The organism is Mycolicibacterium sichuanense, assembly GCF_033741125.1.
Classification (GTDB): domain Bacteria; phylum Actinomycetota; class Actinomycetes; order Mycobacteriales; family Mycobacteriaceae; genus Mycobacterium.
Window position 1 is genome coordinate 159006 of sequence record NZ_JAWQPU010000005.1, and the last position, 13738, is coordinate 172743.

General features: G+C 66.9%; 11 protein-coding genes and 1 tRNA gene. 5 read left to right on the forward strand and 7 right to left on the reverse strand.

The window, feature by feature from the left end:
- Window positions 1-26: 26 nt before the first annotated feature.
- From SBI80_RS16685 to arr, 4 genes are all read right to left on the reverse strand, one after another.
- On the reverse strand, window positions 27-2540 hold the full coding sequence (locus tag SBI80_RS16685; RefSeq protein WP_318975922.1) for an ATP-binding cassette domain-containing protein: 2514 nt from the start codon (window positions 2538-2540) through the stop codon (window positions 27-29).
- 24 nt (window positions 2541-2564) lie between these two features.
- Window positions 2565-3656: a substrate-binding domain-containing protein gene (locus SBI80_RS16690; RefSeq protein ID WP_318975923.1), complete on the reverse strand. Its 1092-nt coding sequence runs from the start codon at window positions 3654-3656 to the stop codon at window positions 2565-2567.
- Window positions 3657-3695: 39 nt separating this feature from the next.
- On the reverse strand, window positions 3696-4733 hold the full coding sequence (locus tag SBI80_RS16695) for an ABC transporter permease (protein ID WP_318975924.1): 1038 nt from the start codon (window positions 4731-4733) through the stop codon (window positions 3696-3698).
- Between the two features lie 403 nt (window positions 4734-5136).
- Window positions 5137-5559: an NAD(+)--rifampin ADP-ribosyltransferase gene (gene arr / locus SBI80_RS16700; RefSeq protein ID WP_318975925.1), complete on the reverse strand. Its 423-nt coding sequence runs from the start codon at window positions 5557-5559 to the stop codon at window positions 5137-5139.
- 1018 nt (window positions 5560-6577) lie between these two features.
- Between arr and SBI80_RS16705 the strand changes: the two genes are divergently transcribed.
- Window positions 6578-7030: a type IV toxin-antitoxin system AbiEi family antitoxin domain-containing protein gene (locus SBI80_RS16705; RefSeq protein WP_318975926.1), complete on the forward strand. Its 453-nt coding sequence runs from the start codon at window positions 6578-6580 to the stop codon at window positions 7028-7030.
- On the forward strand, window positions 7027-7536 hold the full coding sequence (locus SBI80_RS16710; RefSeq protein WP_318975927.1) for a nucleotidyl transferase AbiEii/AbiGii toxin family protein: 510 nt from the start codon (window positions 7027-7029) through the stop codon (window positions 7534-7536). Before SBI80_RS16705 ends, SBI80_RS16710 begins: the two co-directional genes overlap by 4 nt.
- Window positions 7537-7577: 41 nt before the next feature.
- On the opposite strand, the gene SBI80_RS16715 is transcribed toward SBI80_RS16710, so the two are convergent.
- A tRNA-Ile gene (locus tag SBI80_RS16715) sits at window positions 7578-7651 on the reverse strand.
- Window positions 7652-7755: 104 nt separating this feature from the next.
- On the opposite strand from SBI80_RS16715, the gene SBI80_RS16720 reads away from it, so the two are divergent.
- The 3 genes from SBI80_RS16720 (at window position 7756) to SBI80_RS16730 (ending at window position 10779) form a co-directional block, all read left to right on the forward strand.
- Complete coding sequence (locus SBI80_RS16720; protein ID WP_318975928.1) at window positions 7756-8133, forward strand: phage holin family protein; 378 nt, start codon at window positions 7756-7758, stop codon at window positions 8131-8133.
- A 4-nt stretch (window positions 8134-8137) separates the two neighbouring features.
- On the forward strand, window positions 8138-8872 hold the full coding sequence (locus tag SBI80_RS16725; RefSeq protein ID WP_318975929.1) for an SHOCT domain-containing protein: 735 nt from the start codon (window positions 8138-8140) through the stop codon (window positions 8870-8872).
- A 224-nt stretch (window positions 8873-9096) separates the two neighbouring features.
- Window positions 9097-10779 carry an amidohydrolase gene (locus SBI80_RS16730; RefSeq protein WP_318975930.1) on the forward strand — a complete coding sequence of 561 codons (1683 nt, stop codon included), beginning with the start codon at window positions 9097-9099 and terminating at the stop codon, window positions 10777-10779.
- On the opposite strand, the gene SBI80_RS16735 is transcribed toward SBI80_RS16730, so the two are convergent.
- Together SBI80_RS16735 and SBI80_RS16740 are read right to left on the reverse strand one after the other, a co-directional pair.
- Window positions 10780-12150, reverse strand: coding sequence for a metallopeptidase TldD-related protein (locus SBI80_RS16735; protein ID WP_318975931.1), 1371 nt, complete (start codon window positions 12148-12150; stop codon window positions 10780-10782).
- A complete protein-coding gene (locus tag SBI80_RS16740) occupies window positions 12147-13667 on the reverse strand; it encodes a TldD/PmbA family protein (RefSeq protein WP_318975932.1) in 1521 nt (506 codons plus the stop codon). Before SBI80_RS16740 ends, SBI80_RS16735 begins: the two co-directional genes overlap by 4 nt.
- Window positions 13668-13738: the final 71 nt, after the last annotated feature.

Genomic DNA, 13738 nt, shown 5'->3' on the forward strand with positions numbered 1-13738 from the left:
TGAAGTCCCTTTCGGTTACGCGTTTCCTAGACGCTGGTGCCGCGGCGCGAGCGCGCCACGGTGTAGAGCACTGCCGCGATGAGAATCAGTGCACCCTGGAAGAAGTACTGGGCAGCCGAGCCGAGATTGAGGACCGCAGTGGCGTTGAGCAACTGCTGTAGTGCCACCGCACCCACCAGGGTGCCGATGAACGTGCCGCGGCCGCCGAGCAGGCTGGTGCCGCCGAGCACGACGGCCGTGACGCTGGTCAACGTGAAGGCCGAGCCTTGGGCCGGGTCACCAATTCCATACTGCCCCATGAACATCAGCGCACCGAGGAAGACGAACAGCGATGAACCCACGTAGGCGAGGATGACGGTCTTGCCGATGCCGATGCCGATGCGACGCGCGGCGGGTTCGTTGGAGCCGACGGCCCGCAGATTCCAGCCGAGTCTGCGGCGGCGCAGCACGTACTCCATTCCGATTGCGATGAGGACGAAGACGACGAAGGCCGCTGGCAGGGGGCCCACCCGATAGTTGACCGCGTCTTGGAATGCGGTAGCGACGTACCCGTCCTGGGTGGGCCTCAGCAGGAACGCCACACCGCCGAGCGCGATGTAGAGCGTCAGCGTGGCTGCGATCGGGGTGAACCTACCAAAGCGGATGAGGGATCCGTTGATGGCGCCCACCGCTGCCGCGACGACGAGCATCACCACCAGGCCCAGGACGACGGTCGTCGCGGACGCGCCGTCGACGATGAAGAACGACGAGATCACCACCAGAAGCCCGGCGAGCGGCCCCACCGACAGGTCGATGCCACCGATGAGCAGGGCGATGGTCTGCCCCATGGCGATCAGCCCGATCGCCGTCGCGGCCGTCAGGATCGTCGAGACGTTGAAACTCGACAGGTAACGCTCGCTTCCCGGGGCGATGCACGCGCCGAGCACCACCATGAGCACCAGCAGCAGCATGGCAGGTGAGTAGTCGCCCGCGAGCAGTCGGCGCAGGCCTGACGTTCGCGCGTCACGCTGCGCCGCGGCCACCGACACCGCCTCGGCCGTCGACGTCACCGCGGCGGAGACGATGCGCTCCTCGGTCACGTCGGCTCCGGCGAGGGTCTCCACGACGTGGCCCCGCGACATGACCAGCACCCGGTCGCAGAGACCTTCGAGTTCCTTGGCGTCCGAGGACGCCACGATCACCGGAACACCCCGTGCCGAGGCGCCCCGCAGGATGCCGTAGATCTCGGCCCGGGCTCCGACGTCGACGCCCTGCGTGGGTTCGTCGGCCACCAGCAGCACGGGCTCCGAGAGTAGCGCGCGCGAGATGACGACCTTCTGCTGGTTGCCGCCGGACAGGGCCGAGACGGCGGCCTCCATCGAGGGCGCCTTGACCGAGAGCGACTCCAATGAGGCCCGGACGGAATCGGTTTCGCGCCGGCGGCTGAGCAGCGGCCCGACCGTGAACGACTTCAGCGCCGTCAACGCGGCGTTCTCCCGCACCGATAGGCTCATGGCCAGGCCTTCGGCCTGCCGGTCGGCGGGCACGAATCCGCTGCGGTGCAACAGACTTCGCGCGTCGTGCACCTCGGCGCCGACCGTGACGGTTCCGGTGAAGCTCTCCAGGCCCGCCAGCGCCCTCAGTAGTTCGCTCTGGCCGTTGCCGACGACTCCGGCGATGCCGATGATCTCACCGGGCGTGGCAGACACCGAGATCGCGTCGAAGCCGGGACCGCAGAGTCCATCGATGACCAGGTTCGGCTGATCGCCGGAACGGCCGGTGTGCTTGTCGGGGAAGGTCGAGTCCAGTTTGCGGCCCACGATGAGCTCGAGCAGCTCGCCGTCGGTGATCGCCGCCACGGTGGAGGTTCCGCGCACCCGGCCGTCCCGCAGTACCGTCACCCGGGTGGCCAACTCCCGCACCTCGGCCATCCGGTGGGTGATGTAGACGACCGCGGTGCCCTCGGCGACGACGTCGCGGATTCGACGGAATAGCATCTCGGCCGCGTCCGCCGCCAGGGGTGCCGTGGGTTCGTCCAGCACGAGGATCCTCGGCGTGACGGCGAATCCCTTGGCGATTTCCAACAGGTGTTTCTCCGCCAGGGTGAGCGACTCGACGCGATCGCCGAGATGGACCTTCAGCCCAACCCCATCCAGGATGGCGCGCGCCACCTCGTTGGTCGGCCCGTGCGCGAACACTTCGTCCGGCAGCGCGACCTGAAGGTTCTCCAGTACCGTCAGATCCGGTAGCACGGCTGGATGCTGGTGGACGATCGAGATGCCCAGTTGCGCAGCGGCCTTGGGATCCAGCCCCGACACGACCTCGCCGCGCACCGTGATGGTGCCAGCGTCGGGGGTGACGGCGCCGGTGGCGACGCCCATCAGCGTCGACTTGCCGGCACCGTTCTCACCGAGGACCGCGTGCACCTCTCCGGGCAGCACCACCAACGACACGTCGGTCAGCGCGGAGACGCCGGCATAGTGCTTGGAGATCCCCGCCAGCTCCATCGCGGCGTCCCCGGTCATTTCGACGGCCATGACGTCGGTGTTCGGTTGAGTCACTGCATCGTCCTTCGTCTCGTCGGCTCAGCCATCGAGCTGCGCCTGCTGGTCGCCCGGCATCGTCGCGGACAGGTACGTGTCCGGGGGCAAGTCATGTCGGCATTGCACAGGTTTGGCCGGATCGGTCGAGTCCTCGAAGACGGGTCCCTTGAACGACGTCTCGGCGGGGATCTGGCCGCCCGTCGCCCGGGCCACCGCGTGCTGAATTGCCAACCGCACGTTGTCGTTTCCGGTGGTGACGGTGATCATGTCGAACGGGTTGGTCTTCTGGTTGTCCGCCCAGAAACAACTCAGCGAGTTGCCGTCCGACGTCGTCAGCGCGGGAATCGGGCGTCCACTCTTGGTGAACAGCGGAAGGGCGCTGACCAGCGTGGGCCCGAAGTCTGACACGATGACGTCGATCTTCGGGTACTTCGCGATGTCGGCGGTGAGCAGCTGTTGGGTCAGCGTCGGCTCCCAGTTGGTCGGCTGGAACGGTGTCTGGCCGATGAACGTGTAGTCCGAGCCCAGATCGCCGCTGAGGGCCTCGTATTCGGTGGTGCTCTGACTCGATCCCGCGGGTCCCCCGAGAAACAGGATGTTGCCCCCCTTGGGGACGTTCTTCTTGATCCAGGCCGCCCAGTTGTGGGCGTCGTTGGCGAAGTCGTCGCCGATCCACTCGTCATAGTTGACGCCGGCCTTGCCACCTGGGTCGACCCGGTAGGGAACCGTGACGACGCCCTCCTGGTACGCGGCGGTCAGGGCGGGCAGCACGGCCTTGCCTGCGTCGGGGAAGACCACCATCGCGTCGACACCCGCGGCCACCATGCCCTTGATGTCCGAGATCGCCTTGAGGGTGTTGCCCTGACCGTCGGCGTATCGAAAACCCTTCACACTCGGGCATTTGGCGGTCTCCTCCTTGCCCGTGGCCGTCGCGACCAGCCGCCAGCTGTTCCCGCCGTTGCCGTCCAGCAATCCGAACTCGATTGGCTTCGGACCGCACCATGACGGAACATCCTGCGAGGTAGCCGAATCGCGGACGGCGGGCGCCGCTGTCTCGGAGGCGGACGTGCAGCCGCCCACGAGGGCGACCACGGCGGTGATCGATCCGATCAGGACCGTGGACCGTACAGTCATGAGCTTCGTCTTCCTGGTGGTTCGGTTGTCGGCGACGGTTCAGGCGGGTACCGCGGCGGGTTTGGCCCGCGTGGTGAACGCGGCGAGGATCGCCTTCCAGTCGAGCGTGTACAGCGAGATGCCGATCGCCAGCGCGGCGGCCTGTACGAGCGGCGAGATGGCCGAGGACACCCCCAGCACGGTGACGAACTGGATGAGCTGCTGGAGGAAGATGGCGGCGATGACCGTGGGCAGCGCGAAACCGCGGCCGCCGAGCAGCGACGTACCGCCGAGGACGACGGCCGCGATGGATGGCAGCAGGTAACCGTCACCCACGTAGGCCGACGGCATCGAGGTGATGCCCGCGATGAGAATGCCTGCCAGGCAGTACAAGAGTTGCGCCCACACGTAGGCCAGCGACTGGTGCAGCCGGATCCGCAGGCCGGCCGCACGCGCCATCCGCCAGTTCGCGCCGATCGCCTCGAAGCGGCGGCCGGCGACGGTGCGCTTGACGCATACCGCCACGACGATCAACGCGGCTATGGCGAAGAACACCGAATTCGGGATGCCCAGCGTCGACCCGCCCGCAATGCCCGCGAGTAGATCCGTCGTGGTGCGCGGACGTCCGCTGGAGATGGCGAGGTTGATGCCATAGAGCACGGCGTTGGTGCCCAGGGTGGCGATGATCGGGTTGAGCCCGAGGGTGGCGATCAGCACCCCGCTCAGCAGGCCGGCGATGACGGCCACGAGGAGCGCCAAGCCGATGGCAGGAAGCAGCAGCGAGCCGTCCCCGTTGGGGACGTGGGTGACCATGACGACGGCCAGGGAGATGCCCCCTGCCACCGACAGATCGATGCCTCCCTGCTGGACGACGAGCATCTGCCCGAGTCCTGCGATCGCCAGGACTGCCGCCACCGGCAGCATGCCGGACAGCGAGGTGAACGAGACACTGGCGGGCTCGACGATGGCACTGATGATGAACAACAGCGCGGTCGAAGCGCCGACCGTCGTCAGACCCTTCGACGGGGACACCCGTGTGCCGGGCGCCGTGGTCGGCTTCTCGTCGACGGAATCGGACCGCGGGTGTGCTGCTGACATGATCGCTTCGCCTCCACTGTGAGGACATTCGACGTCTCGCCCCAGTTGTGAACAGGGTCACCATCGAATGTTCAGTCGTACTGTACGGTGTGACGTGGAAACGCACAAGGAGTCCACTTTCGTGCAGCACGGCGGGCGCGCGTCGTGGCGGCTACGGGGATGCGATTAGCGCTGAGCCCGACCCGTTCGCCGCCCCGCCACTCAGGGACAAATCTCGAGAAGACGAAAATCTTCCGTCCACAGTCATATTCGTGACGTCAACTTGCGCGACGCCCCGGCGCCGGCAAGGCGGGCCGGCGGGAGGTTACCGACTAGGCCGCAAGGGTCTCCGTGGAGTTGAGCGGTGACGGCGTGGCGCCCCTGCCGCCCGTCTCCAATGCCTAAGGTTCGACGGGCCACCAGGTCAGTTGATGATCTCGCCACCCTCGTTCGAGAGGAGCACAGACAGGCGTTCCCGCCAGGTCTGCAGTTGATCGGGTGTCAGTCGCGTCCACCCGGGGATCTCCCCAACGATTCGCAGAGGCGACGTACTGCGGTACGACCGGGTGGGGTTACCAGGGAACTTCTTGTCGGTCACATTTGGGTCGTTCTCGAAGTCTCCGGTGGGCTCCACTTCGTACACCCTCGGGGCGGCGTCGCCCTCGGCGAGTTCTGCGGCGATCTCCGCAGCAAGGCCGGCTCCATCGACACGTGCGGTGAAGTAGACGTGGTTCATCACGATCTCGGGGCGGTAGTTCGAACGACGACCCGGGGTGAGGAACTCACCCACCTTCAGATCCGCGATGGTGCCATGGAAGAACGGACCCACATCAAGCGGTTTGGACACGGTAATTCCTCCGACGAATTGCTGGGACGGGCAAGCATGCAGCACCACCCCGCCCTTGCCGCAAGCCCCCCACCGTGCCTTATCCTGAAGTGGGACAGGGCGTGTGGATCTCCTGCCAACGGTCCCGCCGGGTGTTCTCCGTAATCCATCGGGTTAGCATTGCGCGCGACGGCCACCGAACTGCGCCAAGCGCCGGCGGGGCCGGCACAGCTTCGTCGAAGCACCTCGATGTCGGTGACGAGCCCGTCGGGTAACGACAATCGCACGCTTCCGCCGCGTGACCGCACGCAACCCACGGGCAATGAGGCCAGCCCCATGGTGTCGCGCACTCGGGACAAGACACCGCGCAACGCGGCGTTCCACGACGGGGGGCGGTCCTTGGGCCACAGGATGCCTGCGAGCTCATCCTGCGCAACATCGCGATTGCGATTGACGGCCAGGTACGCCAGGACGTCGACGCAACGTGCTCCACCAACTGCCGCGGGTCGACGACCTGCCCAGAGTGGACGACCCGCACGTCGCCGATGAGACGAATTACGACCGCCTCGTCCTCGTCCATCTGCGCCAGAATAAGACAGACCTGGCTTCGCTGTGACGGTGGGAGCTTGCGTGAAATTCCCGTCGCGGAGCAAATGCGGAAACAGGGGGCGTCGAAATTTGTAGTCCACCGGGGTGAAGGCGAGGGGGACCCGTTTGGTGGTCGCATCGGCGCCGACCACCTTGGCCACAGCAATGTCTCGATGACTCAGGACGACCACATGAGCCGCGGCCGAGTTCACCCCAAGTAGCCGAACTGCTGGATCGGCTCGTTGGCGGATCCGACGATGAACCCACTGGGTAGCCGCGCGAAATGATCTTGCTTGGTGAGTATGCATTTCTAGGCTACAGACTTGCGATTTGCATACTCAAGGAGTCGATATGGTGCCAACCCGTAGCACTCCGCTCCCGCCCGCACTCGCTCAGGCGTCGATGACGACCGTCCGGCCACGCGACGCAGGCGACATCTACGCACACCCGCGTGTCGAGTTCGCCCGCCACACTGAACGCGGGCTATTGCATCGCGTCGGCGATCTACGGTCCCGACGACGTCGTCGTGATGGGGCCAAGCGCGGCGTGCCTGCACGGGGTGATCCCCCGCGCCCTGGCCACGGCGACAGTCGCCGTCCCTCGCCAGCACCGCGAGATCGCGCTATCGGACCGACCGGCGGTCGTGCGATTCATCAAGCGCGACATCGCCGTCCTGGACGCCGAACGCATCCAGACCCCACTGGGACCGGTTCTCGTCACTACACCTGAACAGACGGTCCTCGACCTCGCCCATCGCCCGGAGCTTGGCGACATAGGAGCCGACGTCGGGGCCGCGGTGACCGCCCTCTATGCGCGAAGTGACCGCGACCGACTCGAGATGCTCGCCGGTGAGCAGAGGCGGGCAGCTTCGCTGCGGCGGACCGAAGCGTGGGTTCACACGTGAACCACGATGAACGCGATTCCGTCTCAGACCAATTCGGCGTCTCCACCGAACAAGTCGAGCGCGACCATCTCATCTCTCACGTGCTGGCATTCCTTAGCACGCACGTCGAAAACAGAATTGATTTCATCGGCGGCACAGCACTGGCGCGAACCCACCTCCCAAAGGGGCGACTCACCCTCGAACCGACGCTCAGCAGCGTGGCAAGCATCCAGCCAGCGATCCTTCGATCGCCGAGCGGACTGTCCGTCCGGGTCCAATTGCCGTCCTCCCACGATCGGACGGTGTGGCCAGCCGAGCGACGCGCACTCTTCCAGCGGTACGCAGACGCGCCTGCTGCGAAGTTGCTGGTCCCAACCTTGCCCGCGTTCGCCGCATCGAAGACGGCGACGTGGACCGACCGCCTCAGCGTCTCTGCAACGGAAGCCCTCGACGTGGTACGCGAAGCGTGGCGGGTAGTGACGGAAACCCCGGATGACCAGCACGGAGCCGAGACCCCCGACTTATAAACGATGACTCAAGATCTTCACCCTTGAATCACCCTCTGACGTAGGGCGGGTGGGGCTCGAACCCACGACCAACGGATTATGAGTCCGCGGCTCTAACCGACTGAGCTACCGCCCCTTGGCGCACGTGCGCGGCAATCATGGTCCCACAGGGTCCACGGGAGAAGCACCGGCCACGTCGAACGACGATCACGAGCGACCGCGTCGAACTAGGCTCCGATCGTGATTCGCTTCCTGCTGCGTGTCGTCGTCTTCCTCGGCTCGTCCGCGATCGGGCTGCTGGTCGCGTCATGGCTGGTGAGCGGGGTCAGCATCCGGCCGCTGGGGTTCCTCACCGCGGTCGTGGTCTTCACCGTCGCCCAGGCGATCCTGGCGCCGTTCTTCCTGAAGATGGCCAGCCGTTACGCCTCGGCGTTCCTCGGTGGCATCGGCCTGGTGTCCACCCTGGCCGCCTTGATCCTGGCCTCCGTGCTGACCCACGGGCTCAGCATCCGCGGCATCGGTTCGTGGGTGGCGGCCACCGTGGTGGTGTGGCTGGTCACCGCCGTCGCCACGCTGCTGCTGCCGATGCTGCTGCTCAAGACCAAGACCACCCGATAGCACCGTGAACAGACCGTCGATCGTCGGCTTGCTGACCATCTGGTGCGTCCTGGTGGTCATGCCGGCCTGGATCGTCTTCGTGACGTTCCGCGGCGCCGACCCGAACGCCCCGATCTTCGGTCCCATCGTCATCATCTGGATCGTCGGCTATCTGCTGCAGTTCGGCGTGTTCATGGTCATCGCTCGCAAGGCGCGCGGCAACAGTTTCGGCGGTTGGCTGCTGGCCTCGACGATGCCGTTCGTCGCCGACTGGACCGTCCCCGTCGCGCCCTGGTCACCAGCCGCGGTCCTGGTGGTCGTGGCGGCCTACTCCGCGTGGTTCTACTCTCGGCTCGCCCGCAGCGACGACTTGCGGCGCAACGGAATTCCGGCCACCGGACGGGTGCTGGAGGTCGAACAACCGCTCTTGAACACGATCGTCAACAGCGTCTACATCCGTCGCACGATGACCCTGCGCATCGAACGTTCCGACGGCACCCCACCCTATGATGCGAAGTATTCGGGCACGTTCATGCTCGGCGCGATCCCCTCCCCCGGTGACGTGTTCAACCTGCGAGTCGACCCGAGTGACCCCACGCACTTCGAGACCACCGACCTCATCGCCGGCTCCTCCGATCAGCCTCGAATCCAGGATTCCTCCCTCGCCGCCCAGCTACGGCAGCTCGACGACATGCACCGCCGCGGCGCGCTGACCGACGCCGAGTTCACCACCGCCAAGCAGCGCCTCCTGCGCGACTAGCGCTCAGCTGAACACCGGCTGCTCCTCCAGCCCCAGGACCTACCGCTCGGTGCCGTGCTCGATCCGCGGTCGTCACCACCCCGGGTGACGGCGCCACGAGCCGGGTCAACCGGTCGTAGCGACGATCGTCGTCCACGTCGGTGATCATGTCGCTCCATCGCGCCGACACGCGGGAACGCGACGTTCCCCTGCCCCGCGGCCCCCGAGTGGCTACGGTCGCGATCATGATCACTGACACGACCCCGGCAGAGCGCATCTTCCGCGGCGGCACCATCCTGACGATGGACGACGCCCGACCGCGCGTCCAAGCCATCGCCATCGGCAGCGGTCGCATCCTGGCCGTCGGCGACGACGCCGACGTGATGGTCAGCCGCGGCGAGGGCACCGAGGTGATCGATCTGCATGGGCACACCCTGATGCCGTCGTTCGTCGATGCCCATGGGCACTTCGCCAACGCACCGCAGATCGTCAAGTGGGCCAACGTATCCGGCGAGCCTGCCGGGCCCGTCACGTGCATCGCCGACATCGGGCGCGTGCTCACCAAGTTCGTCGCGGCCAACGCGGTGGCGCCAGGTGAATGGGTCGTCGGATACGGGTACGACGCCTCGAACCTCACCGACGGACGCCAATGCACCCGCGACGACCTCGATTCCGCGCTGCCGGACAACCCGGTGATGTTGATCCACAGTTCCAACCACGGCGCAGTACTCAACTCGCCGGCCTTCGCTGCGGTCGGATACGACGCCACCACCGAGACTCCGCCGGGCGGCCTGATCCTGCGCAAGCCAGGGAGCAACGAACCCGAGGGCCTGATCATGGAGACGGCGTTCGCGCCCATCTTCGCCAACATGCCGCAACCTTCCGCGGACGACCTGCTGGCCGCCTTCGACGCCGCCCAGCAGCTCTACGCCAGCAAGGGCACCACCACCGTGCAGGAGGGCGCCACCCACGCCAACGACCTCGCCCTGCTGCGCACCGCCGCCGACCAGGGGCGCCTCTACCTCGACGTCGTCGCCGTCCCGCTGGTGCTGGAGGTGCCGAAGTTCATCGAGCAGTACTTCCCCGACTTCACCGGCGGACCAACGGAATTGCCCGACAACGCCTCCGATGCCTTCGGGACCTACCGCGACCGGCTGAAGCTGCAGGGCATCAAGTGCATCGTCGACGGGTCCCCGCAGGGCAAGACGGCCTACTGGACCCAGCCGCTGCTGACACCGGGCCCCAACGGCGAGGCCGACTGGTGCGGCCAACCGGTGTTTCCCAAGGAGGTCATCGACGAGATGATCAAGGAGATCGCCGACGCCGACATCCAGATCTTCAGCCACTGCAACGGCGATGCCGCCATCGACCTGATGATCGACGCCTGCCGGGCGGCCGGGATGACGGCAGGTGACGACCGCCGCACCGTGATCATCCACTCCCAGTTCATGCGCCCCGAGCAACTCGACGAGTACGTCGAATTGGGTTTGTCGCCAAGCTTCTTCACCGTGCACGCCTACTTCTGGGGTGACCTGCACGTGCAGAATCTCGGCCGGCCACGGGCATACTTCCTCAGCCCCATGGCCTCCGCGATCGACAAGGGGCTGCACTACTCCAACCACAACGACTTCTCGGTCACGCCGATCGATCCCATGCGGATGACGTGGAGCGCGGTCACGCGCCAGTCGCGCTCCGGTGAGGTCATTGGGCCGGACGAACGCGTGACCCCCTGGCAGGCGCTCAAGGCGTTGACCATCGAGGCGGCGTGGCAGATTCGCGAGGAGGACGCCAAGGGCACCCTGGCGCCAGGCAAGCTGGCCGACTTGGTGGTGCTCGACGCCGACCCGACCTCGGTGCCCGTCGACGAGATCCTCGACATCGCGGTCGTGGAGACCTTCAAGGAGGGTCGCAGCGTCTACCGCGCGTGACTATTGCGCCTGGCTGACCGAGGACATGTGGAAGTCCGGGATGCGCAGCGACGGCATCTTCGCCCGTGTCGCCCAATCGCCCCACTCCCGTGGCAGCGTGGTCTCGCTGACGCCCGCCTCGGTGGCCCGGCGCAGGAGGTCCAGCGGGCTCTCGTTGAACCGAAAGTTGTTGACCGCGCCCGTGACCTGACCGTCCTCGATGAGGTACACACCGTCGCGGGTCAACCCGGTCAGCAGCAGCACGGCGGGATCGACCTCGCGGATGTACCACAGCGTGGTCAGCAGCAGGCCGCGCTCGGTGCGGCGGATCATGTCCGAGAGGCTCGCCCATCCGCCGGTCATCAAGAGGTTCTCGGCGGGCACCGCGACGGGAACGTCGAACTCGGCGGCAGCCGCCCGCGGGTAGGCCAGGGCGTTGATGGTTCCGTCGCGAATCCAGTCCACCCGGTCGACGTCCATGCCGTTGTCGAATACCGACACCCGTTCCGAGGAACTCGTCGTCGCCACGAACGGCGTGCACTCCAGGCCGGTGGCCGTGGGGTCGGAGTAGAGCGTCATGCCCAGATCGGTGAGCTTCTCCCCCACCCGGGTGCCGCCGGGCGCCGACAGTGCGGTGCGACCCTCCTGCGCGCCTCGGCCGTCCATCGTCCAGCCGAGGTAGATCATCATGTCGGCGACGGTCGACGGTGGCATCAACGTCTCGTAGCGACCGGCCGGCAGCTCGATGGTCCGGTCGGCCCAGCCCAGCCTGGTCGACAGCTCCTCGAGCATGGAATCGGTTGAGACGTCGGCGAAGTCGGCCGTACCGACACCGACCCAGGCACTGGCTCCGTGCCGCTTGGCGTTGACCTCGACCGAACCGGTCGGCTGGGTGTAGCGCCGACGCAGACCGGTCGACGTGCCAACGAAGGTGGTGTCGACCTCGTGGCGCGCGAAGCCGTAGAGCCGGTCCGCGCCGCGGAACCCGACGGCCAGCTCCTTGGCGATGCCGGCGAACACCTCCGCCGAGGTCTCGGGCACCGGTGCGTCCCAGTCGTACGGGGTGTCATCGCCGGCGAGGATCGGGGCGCCGTCGCGCGCCTCGGGCGCCGAGCGCGCCGCGTCCTGGGAGGCAGCGACCAATCCGGCGATCGAGGCAGGATCGACCTCGCTGGACTTGACCGCTCCAACGTGAGCGGCATTGCCGCGCCGCACGATCGAGATCACGGTGGTGTCGCGGCCGCGCGATTCACCGTTGGTGGTCATCGAATTGCCCGCCCACCGCAGCGACGCCGTCGCCCGGTCGGTCACCACGACGATGGTCTCGTCGGCAGCACCCCGGCGGGCGGCCTCGGCGAGGGCGATGCCGACGACTTCCGGTGCACTGATCATGACCGGCCCGCCTCCTCACGGGTGTTGAGCACGTTGATCCCCCGGAACAGTGCCGACGGACAGCCATGGCTCACGGCGGCGACCTGACCGGGTTGGGCCTTGCCGCAGTTGAAGGCACCGCCCAACCGCCACGTCGACGCTCCGCCGACCGCCTCCATCGCCCCCCAGAAGTCCGTCGTGACGGCCTGGTAGGCGACGTCGCGCAGCTGGCCGTCGAGCCGGCCGTCCCTGATCCGAAAGAAGCGCTGGCCGGTGAACTGAAAGTTGTAGCGCTGCATGTCGATCGACCACGACTTGTCACCGACCACGTACACGCCGTCCTCGACGCGCGCGATCAGGTCCTCGGTACTGGTGTCCTCGACGGCCGGTTCCAGCGACACGTTGGCCATCCGCTGGATCGGCACGTGGTGCGGCGAGTCGGCGTACGAGCAGCCGTTGGACCGCGCTCGGCCCAACCGCGGCGCGAACACCCGGTCGAGCTGGTAGCCGACGAAGACGCCGTCACGCACCAGATCCCACTTCTGGGCGCGGACCCCCTCGTCGTCGAAACCGATCGATGCCAGGCCGTGCTCGACGGTCCGGTCGGCGGTTACGTTCATCACCGGTGAGCCGTACTTCATCACACCCAGCTTGTCCGGCGTCGCGAACGACGTTCCCGCGTAGGCGGCCTCGTAGCCGATGGCCCTGTCGTACTCCGTGGCGTGACCGATGGACTCGTGAATGGTGAGCCACAGGTTGGTCGGGTCGATCACCAGATCCGTCGGACCCGCGGCGACGCTCGGCGCCTTGACCTTCTCGGCCAGCAGCGACGGCAGCTCGGCGAGCTCGCCCGACCAGTCCCACACGTCGTCCCCAGTCAGGTACTCCCAGCCGCGCGCGGTGGGCGGGGCCAGCGTGCGCATGGTCTCGAACGTTCCCGCCGCGGCGTCGACCGTGATCGCCTCGAACGTCGGCTGCAGACGCACGCGTTGCTGGGTGATCGCCGAACCGAACGTGTCGGCGTAGAACGTCTGCTCCTTGACGGTCTGCAGGCCGGCGGACACGTGGTCGACGCCGTCGGCGGCCAGCAACCGTCCCGAGTACTCGTCGAGCAGGCCGATCTTGTCCGCACTCGGCACGTCGAACGGGTCGACGACGTAGTCCGATACCCACGACAGATCGGAGTAGACCGGTTCCGGCGCTAGCTCGATGCGCTCGGCGTTCAGCGGCGACAGGGTGCTGGCCACCCGGACCGCGCGGCGTGCCGTCTCGGCGGCGACCGCAGGATCGAGCTCGGCGTGGGACGCGAACCCCCAGGTGCCGTCGACGATCACCCGCACCGCGAAACCGATCTCACGGTCGACCACCGACGTCTCCAACTCACCGTCGCGCAACTGCACGATCTCGGAGGTGATGCGCTGGATCCGCAGGTCGGCGTACCCGGCGCCGGCAGCCGTGGCCGCCGACAAGGCCGCGTCGGCGAGCTGATGCCGCGGCAATTCGAGGAAGTCCTGATCCACCCGTCGACGCACGATCACGCCTCCACCGTAGTGGCACCGCGTCGGACGGGCAGCGATGACCTTTAATGGCTGAGTGGGCCACCGCCGCA